General features: G+C 71.9%; 18 protein-coding genes. 5 read left to right on the top strand and 13 right to left on the bottom strand.

Going from position 1 to position 20399, the window contains the following annotated elements; translation table 11 throughout:
- The first annotated feature begins 38 nt into the window (after window positions 1-38).
- Window positions 39-863, top strand: a complete 825-nt coding sequence (locus ABZ910_RS05270) for a maleylpyruvate isomerase family mycothiol-dependent enzyme (RefSeq protein ID WP_361359504.1) — start codon at window positions 39-41, stop codon at window positions 861-863.
- A gap of 57 nt (window positions 864-920) precedes the next feature.
- On the opposite strand, the gene ABZ910_RS05265 is transcribed toward ABZ910_RS05270, so the two are convergent.
- Entirely contained in the window at window positions 921-2216 is a 1296-nt protein-coding gene (locus tag ABZ910_RS05265; protein WP_361359501.1) for an MFS transporter, read from the bottom strand.
- Entirely contained in the window at window positions 2213-2908 is a 696-nt protein-coding gene (locus ABZ910_RS05260; protein ID WP_361359498.1) for a GntR family transcriptional regulator, read from the bottom strand. Before ABZ910_RS05260 ends, ABZ910_RS05265 begins: the two co-directional genes overlap by 4 nt.
- Before the next feature lie 239 nt (window positions 2909-3147).
- On the opposite strand from ABZ910_RS05260, the gene ABZ910_RS05255 reads away from it, so the two are divergent.
- Window positions 3148-4050, top strand: a complete 903-nt coding sequence (locus ABZ910_RS05255) for a D-alanyl-D-alanine carboxypeptidase (RefSeq protein ID WP_361359495.1) — start codon at window positions 3148-3150, stop codon at window positions 4048-4050.
- An 83-nt stretch (window positions 4051-4133) separates the two neighbouring features.
- On the opposite strand, the gene ABZ910_RS05250 is transcribed toward ABZ910_RS05255, so the two are convergent.
- Genes ABZ910_RS05250 through pdhA (ABZ910_RS05240) form a run of 3 tightly spaced genes read right to left on the bottom strand, consistent with a single transcriptional unit; the run spans window position 4134 to window position 7745 of the window.
- On the bottom strand, window positions 4134-5525 hold the full coding sequence (locus ABZ910_RS05250; RefSeq protein WP_361359492.1) for a dihydrolipoamide acetyltransferase family protein: 1392 nt from the start codon (window positions 5523-5525) through the stop codon (window positions 4134-4136).
- Between the two features lie 10 nt (window positions 5526-5535).
- Window positions 5536-6546 (bottom strand): alpha-ketoacid dehydrogenase subunit beta, encoded by a 1011-nt coding sequence (locus ABZ910_RS05245; protein ID WP_361359489.1) that lies wholly within the window; start codon window positions 6544-6546, stop codon window positions 5536-5538.
- A 2-nt stretch (window positions 6547-6548) separates the two neighbouring features.
- Window positions 6549-7745, bottom strand: a complete 1197-nt coding sequence (gene pdhA / locus ABZ910_RS05240) for a pyruvate dehydrogenase (acetyl-transferring) E1 component subunit alpha (protein WP_361359487.1) — start codon at window positions 7743-7745, stop codon at window positions 6549-6551.
- A gap of 525 nt (window positions 7746-8270) precedes the next feature.
- On the opposite strand from pdhA (ABZ910_RS05240), the gene ABZ910_RS05235 reads away from it, so the two are divergent.
- Window positions 8271-9287, top strand: a complete 1017-nt coding sequence (locus ABZ910_RS05235; protein ID WP_361359957.1) for a phosphotransferase — start codon at window positions 8271-8273, stop codon at window positions 9285-9287.
- A 140-nt stretch (window positions 9288-9427) separates the two neighbouring features.
- Here the strand turns inward: ABZ910_RS05235 and ABZ910_RS05230 are convergent, their stop codons facing one another.
- Both ABZ910_RS05230 and ABZ910_RS05225 read right to left on the bottom strand, forming a co-directional pair.
- Complete coding sequence (locus ABZ910_RS05230; RefSeq protein ID WP_361359484.1) at window positions 9428-10990, bottom strand: protein kinase; 1563 nt, start codon at window positions 10988-10990, stop codon at window positions 9428-9430.
- 487 nt (window positions 10991-11477) lie between these two features.
- The gene (locus ABZ910_RS05225; protein WP_361359481.1) at window positions 11478-12011 is read right to left on the bottom strand and encodes a bacterial proteasome activator family protein; all 534 of its coding nucleotides are present in this window, start codon (window positions 12009-12011) and stop codon (window positions 11478-11480) included.
- A gap of 177 nt (window positions 12012-12188) precedes the next feature.
- On the opposite strand from ABZ910_RS05225, the gene ABZ910_RS05220 reads away from it, so the two are divergent.
- A complete protein-coding gene (locus ABZ910_RS05220; protein ID WP_361359478.1) occupies window positions 12189-12860 on the top strand; it encodes a hypothetical protein in 672 nt (223 codons plus the stop codon).
- Window positions 12861-12893: 33 nt separating this feature from the next.
- Here the strand turns inward: ABZ910_RS05220 and ABZ910_RS05215 are convergent, their stop codons facing one another.
- From ABZ910_RS05215 to pdhA (ABZ910_RS05190), 6 genes are read right to left on the bottom strand one after another with little or no spacing between them, the layout of a single operon-like run.
- A complete protein-coding gene (locus ABZ910_RS05215) occupies window positions 12894-13874 on the bottom strand; it encodes an NAD(P)H-quinone oxidoreductase (RefSeq protein ID WP_361359475.1) in 981 nt (326 codons plus the stop codon).
- Window positions 13875-13917: 43 nt separating this feature from the next.
- On the bottom strand, window positions 13918-15273 hold the full coding sequence (locus tag ABZ910_RS05210) for a molybdopterin molybdotransferase MoeA (protein WP_361359473.1): 1356 nt from the start codon (window positions 15271-15273) through the stop codon (window positions 13918-13920).
- A complete protein-coding gene (locus ABZ910_RS05205) occupies window positions 15270-16178 on the bottom strand; it encodes an NTP transferase domain-containing protein (RefSeq protein WP_361359470.1) in 909 nt (302 codons plus the stop codon). Before ABZ910_RS05205 ends, ABZ910_RS05210 begins: the two co-directional genes overlap by 4 nt.
- 37 nt (window positions 16179-16215) lie before the next feature.
- The gene (locus ABZ910_RS05200; RefSeq protein ID WP_361359467.1) at window positions 16216-17583 is read right to left on the bottom strand and encodes a dihydrolipoamide acetyltransferase family protein; all 1368 of its coding nucleotides are present in this window, start codon (window positions 17581-17583) and stop codon (window positions 16216-16218) included.
- On the bottom strand, window positions 17583-18587 hold the full coding sequence (locus ABZ910_RS05195; protein ID WP_361359464.1) for an alpha-ketoacid dehydrogenase subunit beta: 1005 nt from the start codon (window positions 18585-18587) through the stop codon (window positions 17583-17585). The genes ABZ910_RS05200 and ABZ910_RS05195 overlap by 1 nt, the downstream gene beginning before the upstream one ends.
- The gene (gene pdhA / locus ABZ910_RS05190) at window positions 18584-19720 is read right to left on the bottom strand and encodes a pyruvate dehydrogenase (acetyl-transferring) E1 component subunit alpha (protein ID WP_361359462.1); all 1137 of its coding nucleotides are present in this window, start codon (window positions 19718-19720) and stop codon (window positions 18584-18586) included. Before pdhA (ABZ910_RS05190) ends, ABZ910_RS05195 begins: the two co-directional genes overlap by 4 nt.
- Window positions 19721-19910: 190 nt before the next feature.
- Here pdhA (ABZ910_RS05190) and ABZ910_RS05185 point away from each other — a divergent pair, with 190 nt between their 5' ends.
- Window positions 19911-20396: an Lrp/AsnC family transcriptional regulator gene (locus tag ABZ910_RS05185; RefSeq protein WP_361359954.1), complete on the top strand. Its 486-nt coding sequence runs from the start codon at window positions 19911-19913 to the stop codon at window positions 20394-20396.
- Window positions 20397-20399 lie beyond the last annotated feature (3 nt).

The following is a 20399-nucleotide window of genomic DNA, read 5'->3' as shown; positions in this document are numbered from 1 at the left end:
AACCTGCCCGAGTTTCGACCGCCGAGGGGTCCCGTTCCGTGAGTCTGCATCCCACCCTCCAGCCCTACGCCGACGCCTGGACCCACTCCATCGAAGCGATATCCGAACTGGTGCAGCCGCTGGCGGAGGGCGAGTGGAACCAGCGGACCCCCTGCCCGGGCTGGTCCGTCCGTGACGTCGTCTCGCACGTCATCGGCCTCGACTGCGAGATGCTCGGCGACCCGCGTCCCATCCACACGCTGCCGCGCGACCTCTACCACGTCACCAACGACCACCAGCGCTACATGGAGATGCAGGTCGACGTGCGCCGCCACCACACGGCGCCGGAGATGACGGCCGAGCTGGAGTACACGGTCATCCGCCGCAACCGCCAGTTGCGCAATGAGTCCCGCGATCCCGGCACCAAGGTGCGCGGCTCGCTCGGCGCCGAGCTCACGCTCGAGGAGGCGATGCGTATGCGCGCCTTCGACGTGTGGGTGCACGAGCAGGATCTGCGCGCAGCCCTGGGCCGGCCCGGCAACCTCGACTCGCCGGGTGCGCACGTCGTCCGGGACATGCTGCTCGACGCGCTGCCGCGCATCGTCGCCAAGGAGGGGAACGCTCCGCGCAGTTCGGCGATCGTCTTCGACGTGCACGGGCCCGTGGAGTTCCTGCGCACCATCCGCGTCGACATCCAGGGCCGCGGCACGCTGGAGACCGCCCCCGCCCTCGGCCCGGCGGCCTCCTTCACCCTCGACTGGGAGACGTACGTCCGCCTGGCCTGCGGGCGGGTGGCGCCGGAGGCCGTCGCGGACCGCGTGAAGGCGGAGGGCGACCCGGACGTGACGGCGGCGATCCTGCGGAACTTCACCGTGACGCCGTAGGGGCAGGGCGTGCCCGGTGACGCGACAGCCGCTTCCGGGCATGCGCGCGGCGCCGGTTCACGCGGGAACGTGCACCGTCTCCACCCGGCTGGCGACCAGCCGTTCCCGCTCCCGCCGGGCCGCGCGCCGGCGCAGCCGCAGGATCTGGCTCACGCCCAGCGCCTCCACGACGAACACCGTCGAGAAGGCGACGGTGTAGTTGTCGCCGGTGGCGTCCAGCAGGACGCCGATCGCGAACAGGGTCGTCATCGAGGCGATGAACCCACCCATGTTGGTGATGCCGGACGCCGTGCCCTGCCGCTCCGGCGGGTTGGCCGGGCGGGCGAAGTCGAAGCCGAGCATGGAGGCGGGGCCGCACGCGCCCAGCACCGTGCACAGCACCACCAGCAGCCACATCGGTGCGTGGTCGCCGGGGTAGAAGAGGGCCGCCGCCCACGCGGTGGCGGTCGTCGCGACCGTGGCGAGCGCCAGCGGGAGCCGGGCCGCGTGGTGCCGGGCGACGATCTGGCCGTACACCAGGCCGACGACCATGTTGGACAGCACGACGAGGGTGAGCAGTTCGCCGGCCGTGGCGCGGCTGAGGCCCTGCGCCTCGACCAGGAACGGCAGGCCCCACAGCAGCAGGAACACCATCGCCGGGAACTGGGTGCTGAAGTGCACCCACAGGCCCAGCCGTGTCCCCGGCTCCCGCCAGGCGGCGGCGATCTGCCGGCGGACGTAGGCCGCGCCCTGGTGCGGGAACGGCTCCGGTTCGTAGCCCTCGGGGTGGTCCTTGAGGAAGAGGAACACGAGGACGAGCACCAGCACTCCGGCGAGCGCGCTGCCGCCGAACGCCGCGGTCCAGCCGACGCCGTGCAGCATCCGGGCCAGCACCAGCGTGGAGATGAGGTTGCCCGCCATGCCGACCAGGCCGGCGAGCTGTCCGACCAGCGGGCCGCGCCGCGCCGGGAACCAGCGCGTGCCCAGCCGCAGCACGCTGATGAACGTCATCGCGTCCCCGCACCCGAGCAGCGCGCGCGAGGCGAGCGCCGTGCCGTACGACGGCGAGAAGGCGAAGCCGAGCTGACCGGCCGTGAAGAGCACGGCCCCCATGGTCAGCACCTTCTTGGTGCCGAGCCGGTCGACCAGCAGGCCGACGGGTATCTGCATGCCCGCGTAGACGAGGAGCTGGAGGATCGAGAAGGTCGACAGGGCCGAGGCGTTGATGTGGAAGCGCTCCACCGCGTCGAGCCCGGCGACGCCCAGGGACGTACGGAAGATGACGGCGACGAAGTAGACGGCGACGCCTGTGCTCCAGACCGCGACGGCGCGCCGGCCGCCCGGGGGGTCGCCGGGAAGGCTCGTGTTGTTCATCGGATCTCGCCCCGCGCCAGGTTGGAGAACCAGCTCACGTGCCGGTGCACGATGGCGACGGCCGCCTCCGTGTCCCCGGAGCGCAGCGCCTGGAGGATCTCCTCGTGCTCGCTGAGCGTCTTGGCGATCCGGTCGGGGTGGGAGTGCATGATGGCGACGCCCATCCGCAGCTGGCGGTCGCGGAGCTGGTCGTAGAGGCGGGAGAGGATCTCGTTGCCGCCGCTGCGCACGATCTCGGCGTGGAAGCGGCGGTCGGTGACCGCGGCCGCGGCGAAGTCCCCCGCGGCGGCCTGCTCCTTCTGCCGGGCGAGCAGTTCCGCGAGGCGCTCGAGAAGCCCCGGCGGCGCGGGTACTGCCTTGCGCGCGGCGTGCTCCTCCACCAGCAGCCGGGTCTCCACGACGTCGGCGATCTCCTGCGCCGAGACGGGCAGCACCAGGGCGCCCTTCTTCGGGTAGAGCCGGATCAGCCCTTCCACCTCGAGCCGGAGCAGCGCCTCGCGCACCGGGGTGCGGGAGACCCCGACGGCCTCGGCCAGTTCGCCCTCGGTGAGGAGCGTGCCGCCCTCGTAACGGCGGCTCAGGACGCCCTGTTTGACGTGGTCGTAGACGCGGTCGGCGGCGGGGGGCTGCTTGGTGGGATGGGGACGGGCCGTCTCCACGGGAGTGGCCGGAGCGGGCGGCGCTGAAGGCATGTGCACATCATAGATACAACACGTACGCATGACGGGGAGCCGTCCACGATCCGGACCGGGCCCCGACTGCCCCTCGCAGCCCGCCTGTAGCACACATCACACCCGCGCCCGGTGAACCAGTTGGAAATTCACTGCAACCTTCCACACCCCTTGTGTGTCTCACACGTGCGGCCCCATTCGCTTGCTTCACTCAACTCGGCCGCATCCCAGAGGCATTCAACGTATTCGGGGTACCTCACTTGAAAACCGGCATCAAGGGCATCCGCATCCGCCGAGCCATCGCCGTCGCCGCCACGTCCGGCGCGGTGCTCGCGACCGGAGCCCTCACCGCGGCGCCCGCGCAGGCCCTCACCTCGCCGTCGATCGTGGCCGCGGGCGGCTACGTCATGAACAACGCGACCGGCACGTCGCTGTACACCAAGGCAGCGGACACCCGTCGTTCCACCGGCTCCACCACGAAGATCATGACCGCCAAGGTCGTGCTGGCCCAGCCGAACCTCAACCTGGACGCCAAGGTCACGATCCCTAAGGGCGCCAGCGACTACATCGTCGCCAACAACGCCTCCACGGCTCACCTGATCGTCGGCGACAAGGTCACCGTCCGCCAGTTGCTGTACGGCCTGATGCTGCCGTCCGGCTGCGACGCCGCCTACGTCCTCGCGGACAAGTTCGGCACGGGCACCACCCGTTCCGCCCGCCAGAAGTCGTTCATCGGCAAGATGAACTCCGCCGCCGCGGCCCTGAAGCTGCCGAACACGCACTTCGACTCGTTCGACGGCATCGGCCACGGCACCAACTACTCGACGCCGCGCGACCTGACGAAGATCGCCAGCAGCGCGATGAAGAACACCATGTTCCGCACGATCGTCAAGACGAAGTCCTACACGGCGAAGACGATCACCTCGAGCGGCAGCACCCGCACGATGTCGCCGTGGACCAACACGAACACGCTGCTCAGCAGCTACAGCGGCACCATCGGCGTGAAGACCGGCTCGGGCCCCGAGGCCAAGTACTGCCTGGTCTTCGCCGCGACCCGCAACAGCAAGACGGTCATCGGCACCGTCCTCGCCTCGACGTCCGTCTCCCAGCGCAGCACGGACGCGACGAAGCTCCTGAACTACGGTTTCGCGAAGCTGGGCTGACCTCCGCGCGCCCGCACTCGCTGACGTGAAAGGGGGCCCGCCGCTCGAAGCGGCCGGGCCCCCATTTCTGTGCCGTCAGGCTCCTACGCCCAGGTGATCAGCCGCTTCGGCTGCTCCAGGATCGCCGCCACGTCGGCCAGCACCTTGGAGCCCAGCTCGCCGTCGACCAGGCGGTGGTCGAAGCTCAGGGCCAGGGTGGTGACCTGGCGCGGCTTCACCTTGCCCTTGTGGACCCACGGCTGGAGCCTGATCGCGCCGACCGCGAGGATCGCGGACTCGCCGGGGGGAAGGATCGGCGTGCCGGTGTCGACGCCGAAGACGCCGACGTTGGTGATGGTGACCGTGCCGCCCTGCATCGCGGCGGGGCTCGTCTTGCCCTCGCGTGCCGTGGCCACCAACTCACCGAGCGATTCCGCGAGTTGCGGCAGCGTCTTGGCGTGCGCGTCCTTGATGTTCGGGACGATCAGGCCACGCGGGGTGGCGGCGGCGATGCCCAGGTTGACGTAGTGCTTGAGCACGATCTCCTGGTTCGCCTCGTCCCAGGACGCGTTGATGTCCGGGTTGCGCTTGATGGCGACCAGCAGGGCCTTGGCGATCAGCAGCAGCGGGTTCACCCGCAGCCCCTGCATCTCCTTGTCCTGCTTGAGCTCCTCCACGAGCTTCATCGTGCGCGTCACGTCCACGGTCACGAACTCCGTGACGTGCGGCGCCGTGAACGCCGAGCCGATCATGGCCTGGGCGGTCGCCTTGCGGACGCCCTTGACCGGGATGCGGGTCTCCCGTGCGGCGTCGTACGTCGCCACCGGCGCGGCCGGGACCGCGGCGGTCGCGGGCGCCGCTGCCACCGGCTCGGGGGCGGCCTCGGCCGGGGCGACCGCCGCGTGCACGTCCTCGCGCGTGATGATGCCGTCCGGGCCCGACGGGGTCACCGCCGCCAGGTCGACACCGAGGTCCTTCGCCAGCTTGCGCACCGGCGGCTTGGCCAGCGGGCGCGGGCCCGCGGCGGTGGCGCCGTGGCCGTTCAGCTCGCTCTGGACCGCCTGGGTGGCCTCCGGGGCGGCGGCCTCGGCGCTCTTGCGCGGGCGGCGCTTGGTCGCGGACGTGGACACGCCGTAGCCGACCAGGACCGGCTGACGGCCCTCCTTCTTCGGCTCCTCCGGCTCGGCCTGCTCGGCGGCCGGCTGGGCCTCGGCGGGCGCCGGCGCGGCCGCGCCGCCCGACACGTCCACCGCGATGATGGACGTGCCCACGTCCACCGTGGTGCCCTCGGGGAAGTGCAGCTCGCGGACCACGCCGTCGTACGGGATGGGCAGTTCGACGGCCGCCTTGGCGGTCTCGACCTCGCACACCACCTGGCCGTCGGTGACCGTGTCACCGGGCTGGACGTACCACTTGAGGATCTCGGCCTCGGTGAGTCCCTCGCCCACGTCGGGCATCTTGAACTCGCGCACGGACGCTTCCGTCATCGTCGTCACGAACCTCTCCTCAGTACGCCAGCGAGCGGTCGACGGCGTCGAGCACGCGGTCCAGGTCCGGCAGATACTCCTCCTCCAGGCGCGCCGGCGGGTACGGCGCGTGGTAGCCGCCGACGCGCAGCACCGGGGCCTCCAGGTGGTAGAAGCAGCGCTCCGTGATCCGGGCGGCGATCTCCGCGCCCGAGCCGAAGAACACCGGCGCCTCGTGCACCACGACCAGGCGGCCGGTCTTCTCGACCGAGGCCTGGACGGCGTCGAAGTCGAGCGGCGAGACCGAACGCAGGTCGAGGACCTCCAGCGACTTGCCCTCCTCGGCGGCCGCGGCGGCGACCTCCTGGCAGAGCTTCACCATCGGGCCGTACGCGGCGAGGGTCAGGTCGGTGCCCTCGCGCACCACACGCGCCTTGTGCAGCGGGTCCGGGATGGCCTCGGTGTTGACCTCGCCCTTGTCCCAGTAGCGCCGCTTGGGCTCGAAGTAGATCACCGGGTCGTCGCTCTGGATGGCCTGCTGCATCATCCAGTACGCGTCGGACGCGTTGGACGGAGAGACGACCTTCAGGCCCGCCACGTGCGCGAACAGGGCCTCGGGGGACTCGGAGTGGTGCTCGACCGCACCGATGCCGCCGCCGTAGGGGATGCGGATGACGACCGGCATCTTGACCTTGCCCAGCGAGCGCGCGTGCATCTTCGCGAGCTGGGTGACGATCTGGTCGTACGCCGGGAAGACGAAGCCGTCGAACTGGATCTCCACCACCGGGCGGTAGCCGCGCAAGGCCAGGCCGATCGCGGTGCCGACGATGCCCGACTCGGCGAGCGGGGTGTCGATGACGCGGCTGTCGCCGAAGTCCTTCTGCAGGCCGTCGGTGACCCGGAAGACGCCGCCGAGCTTGCCGACGTCCTCACCCATGACGAGGACCTTGGGGTCCGACTCCAGCGCGCGCCGCAGCGACTCGTTGATCGCCTTGGCCAGCGGCATGTTCTTCGATGTCGCAGCCTTGATGGTCGCGGTCTCCGTTGTCATGATCAGACCCCCTCGGAGTCCGCGAACGACGCCTGGTAGGCGGCGAACTGGGCTCGCTCCTCGTCGACGAGCGCATGCCCGTCCGCGTACACGTTCTCGAAGATGGCGAAGTCGTCCGGGTCCGGCATGGCGCGGACCACTTCGCGCACTCGTTTGCCCAACGCCTCGGACTCGGCCTCGAGTTCCTCGAAGAATCCCTCGTCCGCGTGGTTCGAGGCCTCGAGGAACCGGCGAAGGCGCAGGATCGGGTCCTTCGCCTCCCAGGCGGCCCTCTCGTCGTCGTGGCGGTAACGGGTGGGGTCGTCGGAGGTGGTGTGGGCGCCCATGCGGTAGGTGTACGCCTCGACCAGCGTCGGGCCCTCGCCGCGGCGGGCGCGCTCCAGCGCCCACTTGGTGACCGCGAGGCAGGCCAGCACGTCGTTGCCGTCCACGCGCACGCCGGGGAAGCCGAAGCCCTGGGCGCGCTGGTAGAGCGGCACGCGGGTCTGCTTCTCGGTCGGCTCGGAGATCGCCCACTGGTTGTTCTGGCAGAAGAACACCACGGGGGCGTTGTAGACCGCGGAGAACGTGAACGCCTCGGCCACGTCGCCCTGGCTGGAGGCGCCGTCGCCGAAGTAGGCGATGACCGCCGAGTCCGCGCCGTCCTTGGCCACGCCCATCGCGTAGCCCGTCGCGTGCAGCGCCTGGGAGCCGATGACGATCGTGTAGAGGTGGAAGTTGTTGCTGTTGGGGTCCCAGCCGCCGTTGTTCACACCGCGGAACATGCCGAGCAGGTTGGTCGGGTCGACCCCGCGGCACCAGGCGACGCCGTGCTCGCGGTAGGTCGGGAAGACGTAGTCGTCCTCGCGCGTGGCCCGTCCTGAGCCGATCTGCGCGGCCTCCTGGCCCAGCAGCGAGGCCCACAGGCCCAGCTCGCCCTGGCGCTGCAGCGCGGTGGCCTCGGCGTCGAAGCGCCGGGTGAGCACCATGTCGCGGTACAGGCCGCGGAGGTCTTCGGGGGTGATCCCGGCGACGTACTCGGCGTACTCCGCGTACTCGGGGTGCTCGACGCGCTCGCCCTCGGGCGTCAGCAGCTGGACGAGCTCGGGATCGGCGTTCTTCTTCTGAGGGGTGCGGGTGGTGCGCTTGGTGCCGGTGGTGCCGGCCTTGCCTGCGGCGCTGCGTCGCGGCTTGCGCGCGGCACTGCTGTCCACGGTCACGTGTGCTCCTCCGTCGGTCCGGCCCCCGGGGTTGCCGGGTGGCCAGTGCGGCTCACCTGTTCCGACACCCGTGCACGGGGTGGGTGCCACTAGGCCGGGAACAGGCGTGACAGGTGCCCCGGCGAGCGCCCTGCAATCACGTTACCCAGTGCTCCACATTTCTGTGAAACCCCGCCTGACCTGGGTTTTTGCTTGGATTTCCAAGTAAATCGCCGCGATCCGGAAGGTTCCTGGTCACAGCCTCGCAGGAGGCCGGAGCTACGGCACGTTATCCCGGGCACCCAGGTCACGGGAAGAGTTCCGTGTGAGACAGCCCTCATTCATGAGGGCTGAAAAATCACCGTATTCCGGTGGTGCGAATTCCGGCCACGGGTCGAAGAGTACGAACATCGCGACAGAGTTCGCGATCGGGCGGTGCGTGACCGAAAGCGACCACTGGCGACGTAGTGTGACAACCCCCAGCTCACGGGGCCTTCCGCGTGCCCTACGATCTGGCGCGTGCCGCGCTCCTGTTTACCGCCCGTCGTGCTCCACACGCCCCCTCTGCGCTCCCTGCTCAGCCTGTACGCCGCCGGTTCCGCCCTCACGTGCGAGCCCGTCGAGCAGGGCCTCCTCAACCGCGGCTACCACCTGCGCACCACCCGCGGCCACTACTTCCTCAAGCACCACTTCGACCCGGACACCGCCGACCCCGCCGCGATCGAACGCCGGCACCGGGCCACCCGGCGCCTGGCCGACCTCGGCGTCCCGGTGGCCCCGCCGCTCGCGCGCCGCGACGGCCGCACGGTCGCCGTCGTCGGCGGCCACGCCTATGCCCTGCACCCCTGGATCGACGGCCGGCACCGGCACGGCGGACAGCTCACGCCGGGGCAGTGCGCGCGGCTGGGGGCGCTGCTGGGCGCCGTCCACGCCTGCCTGGAGCACGTGATGCCGCCCAAGGGGCGCACGCGCCCCGCGACGAGCCCCCACCCCGTGGAGAGCGCCGACCCCGCCGACACCTTCGCCCTCATCGACGACCTGCTCGCCCACGTACGCCGCCACCGCCCGCCCGACGTCTTCGACGAACTGGCGCGCCACCGCCTGCTGGAGCGGCGCACGCTCCTCGAACAGCACGCCCACCGCAGGCCGCCGCGCGGCGGCTCGGTGGGCTGGGTGCACGGGGACTTCCACCCGTTCAACCTGCTCTACCGGGGCGATGCGCCCGCCGCGATCGTCGACTGGGACCGGCTCGGTGTGCAGCCGCGCGCGGAAGAGGCCGTACGCGCCGCCGCGATCTTCTTCGTACGGCCCACGGGAGCGCTCGACCTGCCGAAGGTACGGGCGTACGCGCGCGCGTACCGGCGCGCGGCGGGCACCCCGCCCTCGGAGCTCACGGCGGCCGTGCACCGGGTGTGGTGGGAGCGGCTCAACGACTTCTGGATGCTGCGCTGGCACTACGAGCGCCGCGACACCCGCGCGGACTCACAGTTCCCGGCTGCCTCGGCCCTCGCGGTGTGGTGGACGCGGGAGTACGACGCCGTGTGTGAGGCCTTCGCGCGATGAGCCGGGAACAGTACATGCCGATGCCGGTGCCCCGGAATCGGCGCGTGGCGGTGCGCCGCGAAGGGTCAGGAAACACCACGCGCGCGTGGAGCACCACAGTGCTCTCACGCGCGCGGGAAGGGCGTTTCGGTCGGGGCGGGTCACCCGATGCCCGGAACTCCCGAGGTGCCCCCATTCGTGCCGGTCGGCGGCTGGGACGCCGGGTTCGAGGGCTGCGGCTGCGACGAGGACCCCGGATCGGTCGGCTGCTGGGTGGTCGCCGGATCGGTCGGCTGGTCGGTCGGCTGGCTGGGCGCCGTCTCGGAGGGGGTGTACGACGGAGTGGGATCCGGCGTGTAGTCGGAGCCGGAGCCCGTGCCCGAGGTGTCCTCCGTGGCCGTGTCGGTGGCCTCGTCGGTCGCCTCGTCGGTCGGGCTCTCGGTGGCCGTCTTGTCCTTCGCGGGCTTCGTGTGGGCCGGCGGCTTCTTGGGACCGTTGTGGTGGTTGCCGCCACCGGTGTTGTTCAGCGCCAGCGCCACACCCGCCACGACGGCGACCACCGCGAGGACGGCGAGGATCCACAGCTTGCCGCGACCGCTGCCCCTGTTGCCGTGCCCCTCGAAGCCGCCGTTGTCGCCGTACCGGTCGGGCAGGATCGGCTGCGGGATCTGCGTGGTGCCTGAGGCGCCCATGGGGTGCTGCATGGCGGTCGTCCCCGCGAAACCGGCCGCCGGGGTGTGCCGGCCGCCGTGCGCGTCGACCGGGCCGGTGTTCCAGGTGCCGGTGTGGCCACCCTGGTCGTACAGCATCTGCAGGCCGTACTGGATCAGGCCGCGCATCTCCTCGGCCGTCTGGAAGCGGTCGTCCGGCTCCTTGGCCAGCGAGCGCATGACAAGCCCGTCGAGCTCCGGCGGCGCGGCGTCCGCGACCTGCGACGGCGGCACCGGCATGTCCTGGACGTGCTGGTAGACCACCGACAGCGGGGTCTCACCGGTGAACGGGGGCCGCAACGCGAGGAGTTCGTAGAGCAGGCAGCCGGTCGCGTACAGGTCGGAGCGGTGGTCGACGGCCTTGCCGAGCGCCTGCTCGGGCGACAGGTACTGCGGGGTACCCATGACCATGCCGGTCTGCGTCATGGTCGACTGCACGCCGTGCAGGGCGCGGGCGATGCCGAAGTCCATCACCTTGACGGCGCCGTGGTCGGTGATGATGACGTTGGCCGGCTTGATGTCGCGGTGCACGATGCCGTGCTGGTGCGAGTACGCGAGCGCCTCGAGCACGCCGGAGACGATGATCAGGGCCTGCTCGGGCCCGGGCGCCTCGGCGTCGATCAGCAGATCACGGATGGTGCGGCCCTCGACGAGCTCCATCACGATGTACGGCACCGACTGGCCGTTGATGTGGTCCTCGCCGGAGTCGTACACGGCGACGATGGCATGGTGGTTCAGACCGGCCACCGACTGGGCCTCACGCGTGAAGCGCGCCTTGGAGACAGGGTCCTCGGCCAGGTCGGAGCGGAGCAGCTTGACCGCCACCGTGCGGCCGAGCCGCACGTCCTCGGCCGCGAACACCTCGGCCATGCCACCCCGGCCGAGCTTCCGGGTCAACCGGTACCGGCCGTCGCCGACGAGCCCTCCGTTACCCCACATCTCCGGCGTGTCTGACATACCGCCGCCAGCCGCCTCGGGGTCGGACGGGCCCTGGGCGCGCTGCGTCTGTGCCATCGGTCCTCGCCGTCGTTTCTGCCCGCGGTGAGCGCGGTGTTGTCACGGTCTCCGTCGGCCACGCTACAGCCTCCGCGCAAGCCCCCGGTCCGGTATCCGTATCGGAACCGGCCTCGGACGGACCGGCCATAAAACCCGGAGCGCATGCCGTCGTGCAAGTTATGTGGAGCAGGCGTACGCCCTCTGTAACGCTTCCGCGCTACTTCTTTCGCGTACGGTCACGGAACGGGCACCGGGCTTGACGTGTCCGTGCCCTCGGGCAGACTGGGCCGCGGCAGCGAATTCGATCAAGGTGAATGCCCGACGACCAGGCGGACAACGCGGGAAATCGCGTGCCGCGCGTCGTGGCGAAGCTCACGCGCACCGACCTCGCCGCGACCTTCGACGCCCTTGTGCGCCGACCCCGTCCCGGAACACGGCCAGGGCTCGGCAGCCGCTGCTGCCGAGCCCTGGATACTGACGGGATTCATCCCCGGGTACGGGGGTCTTACAGATACGGCCCGCCCGTGCGGCCCGCCTTGTGACCGTCGGCGTCCTCGTGACTCACGCCCGGCGGGAGGGCGCGGCGCATCTGCTCCAGCTGGGCCCGGGCGGCCATCTGCTGGGCGAACAGCGTCGTCTGGATCCCGTGGAAGAGACCCTCCAGCCAGCCCACCAACTGGGCCTGCGCGATCCTCAGTTCGGCATCGCTCGGAGTGGCCCCGTCCGTGAAGGGGAGGGAGAGCCGCTCCAGCTCCTCGACGAGCTCCGGGGCAAGACCGTCCTCCAGCTCCTTCACCGAGCTGCGATGGATCTCCTTGAGCCGGGCCCGGCTCGCCTCGTCCAGGGGAGCGGCGCGCACCTCCTCCAGCAGTTGCTTGATCATGCTGCCGATCCGCATGACCTTGGCGGGCTGCTCCACCTGCTCCGTCACCGGGATCTCGCGGGAGTCGTCGTCTCCGCCGCCGAGCGCCATGCCGTCCTGGCCCACGACCAGAACCTGGGGGTTCTCGGGCGACCTCTCGTTCCTCGGCATCTCCATGCCGCCATTCTCTCGCACACCTCCACCTCATCATCGGGGCGCCCCCGACGGGGGCCGTTCCACCGATGACGACAAGGTTCGACCCGTCGGGGGAATCCGGAATGCCGGAACCGTGGCCGAATGTGAACCTGGTGTGCATTGGTCTTGGCAAGTGGGCTCCGGGAAGGGGTCGGCAACGTGACTCCATGGCTGCGCTTCACGACTCCATGGCAACGCTTCGCACTCCGCGGGACGGGACTGCTGATCGTCCTGACGGCCGGCCTTCCGGCGTCCGGCGCCGCCGCCGCGCCGGGCGCCCCTTCGACACCGCCCGGTTCCGCAACCCCCTCCGGCACCCCTGCCTCCCCCTCGGCCTCGGACTCGCCCGCCACCTCTGGCTCTGGCTCCTCCGCCGCCCCGGGCTCCATGGCCGCCGCGTCGACCTCCCCCTCCGCCTCGGACTCGCCCGCCGAGGCTCCCTCGGGTTCCGCCGCCGCCTCGGCCGCCGCCGACCCCTCCCGGGCCGGAAGCCGGGCGGGAGAGGGGCGGGAGCGACCGGGCCGACCGGACGGCCCCGCGGCCGTGGTCGAGGGCGAGGACGACGACACGTCTCAGGAAGGCACCGACCACGGCGACGAAGAGGACAGCGGCGCCGGAACCGGCGAGGGCGACCGAAGCCCGGCCGCCTCCCTGCCGCCCCCGGAGGCGACCCCGCTTCCCTCCATGGGCCCCGCGGGCCGGGATGTCGCGCGGGACGGCGACACCTCCGCCGAGCCGGTCCTGCGCATCCTGCCGGTGGGCAGCGGCCTGGTCCTCGTCGGCCTGGGCCTCGGGCTGGCCTTCATCGGGCTACGGGTGCGCAGGGGTTAGGACCTCCCTACGGCGGAACGGGGTGAGGACCTCCTACGGCGCGACCAGCAGCACCTTGCCCTTGTGGCCGCTCGCCTCCAGCACCCGGTGCGCCTCCGCCGCCTCCGTCATCGGCAGTTCGCGGTCGACGACCGGGTGTACGTGACCGGCGTCGATCAGCGGCCACACATGCTCGCGTACGGCCGCGACGATGGCCGCCTTCTCGGCGAGCGGACGGGCACGCAGCGAGGTCGCGGTGATGGCGCCGCGCTTACCGAGGAGCATGCCGAGATTCAGCTCCCCCTTGGCCCCGCCCTGCAGGCCGATGATCGCGAGGCGCCCGTTGACGGCGAGGGCCTGCACATTGCGGTCCAGGTACTTGGCACCCATGTTGTCGAGGATGACGTCGGCGCCCGCACCGTCCGTGGCCCGCATGATCTCGGTGACGAAGTCCTGCTCCCGGTAGTTGATCAGGATGTCCGCGCCCAGTTCGGCGCAGTAGTCGAGCTTCTCCTGGGTGCCGGCCGTGACGGCGACCTTCGCGCCGATCGCCTTGGCGAGCTGGATCGCCATGGTGCCGATACCGCTGGAGCCGCCGTGCACCAGCAGCGTCTCGCCGGGACGCAGGTGGGCGATCATGAAGACGTTCGACCAGACCGTGCACACCACCTCGGGCAGCGCCGCGGCCTGCACAAGGCTGACGCCCTTGGGCACGGGCAGCAGTTGGCCCGCCGGAACGACGACCTTCTCGCCGTATCCGCCGCCCGCCAGCAGCGCGCACACCTCGTCGCCCACGGCCCAGCCCGAGACCCCGGGACCGATCGCGGCGATGCGGCCGGAGCACTCCAGGCCGGGGTAGGGAGAGGCGCCGGGCGGTGGGTCGTAGAAGCCCTGACGCTGCATGATGTCGGCGCGGTTGACGGCGCTGGCCACCACGTCGACCAGCACCTCCCCCTCGCCGGGCACGGGATCGGGGACCTCGTCCCACGTCAGTACCTCGGGCCCACCAGGTTCGGAAATCGTGATCGCATGCATGACGGCGACGCTACTCCGGGCCATGAGTCATGGCTCGGACGTTTCACGTGAAACACACCCCAATTCCGGCAGCCGCCCACGGAAGATCGATCAGCTCCGCCTCCGCACCCTGCCGGGTTCCGCCCGGCGGTACGACGGCGAGCGCGTCCGCAGCGGCAATGCCGCGCAGCATCGCCGGACCGTTGTAGTGCAGCGGGACCGCATGGTCGCCGCGCAGCACGACGGGGGCCAGCCGGGTGTCGTGCGGATGCCCGTGCACCTCGTCCCGCAGGGGCAGCGTGTACGGCTCGGGGGCCGGCCGGGCCGCCAGGGTGCGCAGCAGCGGCTCGGCGAGCGTGAACAGGCCGGAGACGGCCGCGAGCGGGTTACCGGGCAGGCCGACGAGGTGCTGGTTCTCCTTCAGGCGGGCCAGCAGCATGGGGTGGCCCGGGCGCACCTGGACGCCGTCGACGAGGAGTTCGGCGCCGACGCGCTGCAGGGTGGGGTGGACGTGGTCGACCGGTCCGGCCGCGGTGCCTCCGGTGGTGACGATGAGGTCGGCGCCGGACGACGTGACGGCCTTGTGCAGCGCCTTGGCGTCGTCTCCGAGCCGCCGCACCGCGATGACCTCGGCGCCGAGCGCGCGCAGCCAGGACGGCAGCATCGGGCCGAGCGCATCGCGGATCAGCCCGTCGCGCGGCAGCCCCTCGGTGAGCAACTCGTCGCCGAGGACGAGGACTTCGACGCGGGGCCGGGGGATGACGGTGACGGTGTCGTATCCGGCGGCCGCGGCGAGGCCCAGCACCGCGGGGGTGACGAGGGTGCCGACGGGCAGCAGTTGGTCCCCGGTACGGCACTCCTGGCCGCGTGGGCGGATGTCCTGACCGTGGCGCACTTCGCTGGTCGGGTGCAGGCGCCCCTTGTCGTCGATGTGCCCGTGCTCGCTGCGCAGGACGGCGGTCGTGTCGCCCGGGATACGGGCGCCGGTCGCGATGCGCACCGCCTCGCCGTCGGTCAGCGGCTCGGGCTGCGCGTGCCCGGCCAGGGCTCCCTGGTCGCGTACGTCCCAGGGCGCGGGACCGCCGACCGCCCAGCCGTCCATCGCGGACGTGTCGAAGGAGGGCAGGTCGGTGAGGGCGTCGAGGGGAGAGGCCAGGACCAGGCCGAGGGCGTCGTCCAGGGGCACGGTGACCGGGGCGCGCCGGGCACCGGAGCGGGCGGCACGCGCGGCGATCTCGCGGGCCCGCGGCCAGGGGGTGGCCTGGTGCCGCTCGGGCGTGGGGCCGCCCGCGGGGGCGGGCGCGTGGCCGCGGGAGTCGCTGTGACTCTTCGGTTCCCTCACGAGGGCGAGTGCCTCCTCGACATCGAGGTCCTCGGTGTCCTCGGCGGGCGCGTCGGTCCGGATGCCGCGGGGGGTCATCCGGCGTCCGGGCCCGGGGCGGGCTGGTCGGCGGTCCGGGGGGAGCTGTCCTCTTCCTCCCAGCGCAGCGCCAGCGCGGCGGTCTTGCCGGAGGCCTCGGTGACGGCCTCGGGGCCTCCCTTGCCCTGCGCGGCCGCGTAGCCGACCAGGAAGGTGGTCAGCGGGGCGGCGGGCCGGGCGACGTTGTGGGCGACATCGCGCGCGACGTCGAGCAGGACGCCCGTGTCGACGTCCAGGTCGATGCCGAGCTCGTTCTTGACTGCGGAGATCCATTCATCCAACACATGCCCATGCTCCCTGATGCGTGCCCTTGCGGCCGCGATGTCGTCCCAGGTGTCGCAGTCGAAGGACGCGAGTGCGTCCGGGAGGCGGGTGAGGCCGAGCGCGCCGGTCAGCCGGCGCAGGGGCAGTCCGGTGAGCCCCCCGTGCTCCTGGGCGAGCGCCGCCAGCTCGCGGCGCAGCGCGGTCGTGCGGTACGCGGCCACCAGCGGCTGGTCGCGGCCGTCCGGGTCGGAGAGCAGCACGCCCTCGGCGCCGGTCGTGTCGAGGGCGGTCAACAGCCGCTCCACCGTGGTCCGGTCGAGGAACGGCAGGTCGGCGGAGAGTACGACGGCGTACTCCGCCGTGGTGTGCCGCAGCCCGGCGTCGAGCGCCGCGACCGGTCCGGCGCCGGGCGGGTCCTCACGCGCCCACAGCACCGGCCGGGCGGTGGGCCGGGGGGCGGCCACGACCACCGTGGTGCGGGCATCGGAACAGGCCGCCAGCACCCGGTCGAGCAGCGGCCGCCCGCCGACCCGCACACCCGGTTTGTCGACCCCGCCGAGCCGGCGGGCCGCACCGCCGGCCAGGACGATGGCGTCGTACGGCACAGGTTCTTGCGAGGTGGCGGAGTCGTAGGCAGTCACCCTCCGAGTATCGCCCCGGAGGGATCAGTGCCGTACGTCACAGCGTCCGCAGCAGCACCGCCGGCTGTTCCACGCAGTCCGCCACATACCGCAGGAAGCCCCCTGCCGTGCCGCCGTCGCACACCCGGTGGTCGAAGGTGAGCGACAGCTGGACGACCTGCCGCACGGCCAGCTCGCCCTCGTGCACCCAGGGCTTGGGGACGATGCGGCCGACGCCGAGCATGGCCGCCTCGGGGTGGTTGATGATCGGCGTGGAGCCGTCGACACCGAACACGCCGTAGTTGTTCAACGTGAAGGTGCCGCCGGTGAGTTCGCCCGGCGTGAGCGTTCCGGCCCGCGCGGCCTCGGTCAGCCGCGCGAACTCCGCCGTCAGCCCCTCGGCGCCCTGCGCGTGCGCGTCGCGGACGACCGGTACGACCAGGCCGCGCTCGGTCTGGGCGGCGAACCCGAGGTGGACGTGGTCGAGCTGGACGACCTCACGGGCCTCCATGTCGACGGTGGAGTTGAGCTCGGGGAAGCGGGCGAGGGCGGCCGTGCAGATCCGGGCGAGCAGCGCGAGGAGGGACACCTTGGGGCCGCCCGCCGCGTTCATCGCCGCCCGCGCGCGCATGAGCTCGGTCGCGTCGGCGTCCACCCAGCAGGTCGCGTCCGGGATCTCCCGGCGGCTGCGGGAGAGCTTGTCGGCGACGGCACCGCGGATGCCCTTGAGCGGGGTGCGGACGCCGGCGGGCGCGGCCGCCGTCATGCTCACGGCCGTCGTTCGGCCGGAACCGGCCGTCTCCACCCGCATCGCACCCTCGACGTCCGCCCGCAGGATCAGCCCGTCGGGGCCCGAGCCGGTGAGGCGGCGCAGGTCCACGCCGTTCTCGCGGGCGAGACGGCGGACGAGGGGGGAGATCACGGGAACAGGGCCGTCGTGGGCCGCCTCCGCGCGCGCGGGGGCGTTGCCGACCGCCGTCGCCGCGCCACCCGGTCCGGTGGCCACGGCCGCCCAGGACTCGTTGTTCCGCGCGGGCGCCGTGTCCGCGCCCGTCGTCCCGTTCGCCGTCGGCGGCGCGAGCGGCGTCGGGCGTACGCGGCGCCTGCGCGCCGGTGCTTCCGATGTGCCGTATCCGACCAGTACGTTCCCCGAGCCCCCGGCCTCGCCGTCGGTGGCCGCCGGGCCCACCGCCACGGTCAGCAGGGGCGCGCCGACGGGCAGTTCCGTGCCCTCCTCGCCGAAGCGGGCGGTGACCACGCCGCCGTACGGGCAGGGGACCTCGACCATCGCCTTGGCCGTCTCGACCTCGACGACAGGCTGGTCGACGGCGACCACGTCACCGACCCGCACCAGCCAGCGGACGATCTCCGCCTCCGTGAGCCCCTCGCCGAGGTCGGGAAGCCTGAACTCCAGCACCTGTGCCATCAGCTCTCGGCCTCCCACTGCAGACGCGCGACGGCGTCCAGGATCCGGTCGACGCCGGGCAGATGGTGGCGCTCCAGCATCGGCGGCGGATAGGGGATGTCGAACGCGGCCACGCGCAGCACCGGCGCCTCCAGGTGATGGAAGCAGCGCTCCGTGACGCGGGCGGCGATCTCCCCGCCCGGGCCGCCGAAGCCGCCCGACTCGTGCACGACGACCGCGCGTCCGGTCCGCCGCACCGAGGCGCAGACCGTCTCGTCGTCGAACGGCACCAGCGAGCGCAGGTCGACGACTTCGAGGTCCCAGCCCTCCGCCTGGGCCGCCTCGGCGGCTTCGAGGCAGACCGGCACGGACGGCCCGTACGTGATGAGCGTGGCGCTGCGGCCCGTGCGCCGCACCACCGCGCGGCCTATCGGCTCGACGGTGGTCGGGTGCTCGGGGTTCCAGGAGTCCTTCGACCAGTACAGCCGCTTGGGTTCGAGGAAGACGACCGGGTCGTCGGAGGCGATGGACGCGCGCAGCAGCCCGTAGGCGTCGGCGATCGTCGCGGGCGTGACGACATGGAGCCCCGGAGTCGCCATGTAGTACGCCTCGGACGAGTCGCTGTGGTGCTCGACGCCGCCGATGCCGCCGCCGTAGGGCACGCGGATGGTGATCGGCAGGGACACCGCGCCGCGCGTGCGGTTGCGCATGCGGGAGACATGGCTGATCAACTGCTCGAACGCGGGGTACGCGAAGGCGTCGAACTGCATCTCCACGACGGGGCGCAGCCCGTACATCGCCATGCCCACGGCCGCGCCGAGGATGCCGGCCTCGGCCAGCGGGGTGTCCGTGCAGCGGTCCTCGCCGAACTCCTCGGCGAGGCCGTCGGTGACCCGGAAGACGCCACCGAGGGTGCCGACGTCCTCGCCCATGACGTGCACGGCGGGGTCGTCGGCCATCGCGTCGCGCAGCGCACGCGTGAGGGCCTGCGCCATGGTGGCGGGCTTGACGGCCACGGTGGTCATCGGTGGCCGCCTTCCTGCTCGGCCTCCAGCTCGGCCCGCAACAGGGCGCGCTGCTCCCGCAGTTGCGGGGTGGGCTCGGCGTACACGTGGGAGAACAGGTCCATGGGGTCGAGTTCCGGGTCCTGGTTCATGCGCTCGCGCAGGTCCGCGGCCATCGTCTCGGCGTCGTCGCGCGCGGCCCGGATGCCGTCCTCGTCGATGAGGCCGCGGCCGGTCAGCTCCCGCTCCAGGAGCCGGATCGGGTCGTGCTCGCGCCAGGCCTCGACCTCGGCGTCGCCGCGGTAGCGGGTGGCGTCGTCGGCGTTGGTGTGGGCGTCGACGCGGTAGGTCACCGCCTCGACGAGCGTGGGACCGCCGCCTTCGCGCGCACGGCGCACGGCGTCGCTGAGGACCTCGTGCACGGCGGCCGCGTCGTTGCCGTCGACGAGCCGGCCCGGCATGCCGTACCCGACGGCCTTGTGGGCCAGGGAGGGCGCCGCGGTCTGCTTGGCGAGCGGCACGGAGATCGCGTAGCCGTTGTTCTGGACCAGGAAGACGACCGGGGCCTGCCAGACGGCGGCGAAGTTCAGCGCCTCGTGGAAGTCGCCCTCACTGGTGCCGCCGTCGCCGACCAGGGCGAGCGCGACCACGTCGTCGCCCTTGAGGCGGGCGGCGTGCGCGAGGCCGACGGCGTGCGGGAGCTGGGTGGCGAGCGGGGTGCTCAGGGGCGCCACGCGGTGTGCGTACGGGTCGTAGCCGGTGTGCCAGTCGCCGCGCAGGAGGGTCAGGGCCTCCACGGGGTCCACTCCGCGGGCGACGACGGCGAGGGTGTCGCGGTAGCTGGGGAAGAGCCAGTCGCGCTCCTCCAGAGCCAGCGCGGCCGCGACCTCGCAGGCCTCCTGGCCGGTGCTGGAGGGATAGACGGCGAGACGGCCCTGCTTGGTGAGGGCGGTGGCCTGAGCGTTGTACCGACGGCCGCGCACCAGCTGGGCGTACAGCAGACGCAGCAGCTCCGGATCGGCCTTCGCGGCCGCCTCCGTGCCGAGGACGCGATACGGCTCCGGGTCGGGCAGCAGCGGCGTGGGGTCGGTGCGGGGCTGCCAGGCGGGCGGCGGCGATGGCCGGTACCCGTCCCGCTGCTCCAGGACCGTCATGACGGCACCTCCTCGTGGGAGTGGCTACGGGAGGCGCGTCGCCTGTGACCCGCCTCACCTACCGATTGTTCGGTCGCCGGCACATTTTGGCTACAGGCCCCGTCAGGCTGTGGACAATCGGTTCTCCACAACCTGAAATGAACGCAGTACGTCCATGGTAGGAAGGCGGGGGGACATGGCACCTGAACAAATGGCCGAGGGCCCCGGGGACGGCATCGTGCTGCCGCCCCCGCGCCCGCTGGACGCCATCGATCAGGACATCCTGCAGATACTCCAGGCGGACGGCCGCTCCTCGATACGGTCGGTCGCCGAGCGTGTCCACGTCTCCCGCGCCAACGCGTACGCGCGTATCAACCGCCTCATCGAGGACGGCGTCATCCGCGGCTTCGGGGCCCGCGTCGACCACGAGCGCGCGGGCCAGGGCACCTCGGCGTACATCACCCTGAAGATCGTGCAGAACACCTGGCGCACGGTGCGCGAGCAGCTGCGGCAGCTGCCCGGCGCCTCCCACATCGCCCTGGTGGGCGGCGACTTCGATGTGCTGCTCCTGGTGCACACGCCGGACAACAGGGCGCTGCGCGAGCTGGTGCTGACCCGGCTCCAGGCGATCCCTGAGGTGCTCAGCACCCGCACACTGCTGGTGTTCGAGGAGGAGGACCTGGACCCGGACAGCTGAGGC

The organism is Streptomyces sp. NPDC046805 (assembly GCF_040645355.1).
Taxonomy (GTDB): Bacteria; Actinomycetota; Actinomycetes; order Streptomycetales; family Streptomycetaceae; genus Streptomyces.
Note: the sequence above shows the minus strand (reverse complement) of the source record. Positions and strands in the feature narration are given on the sequence as shown.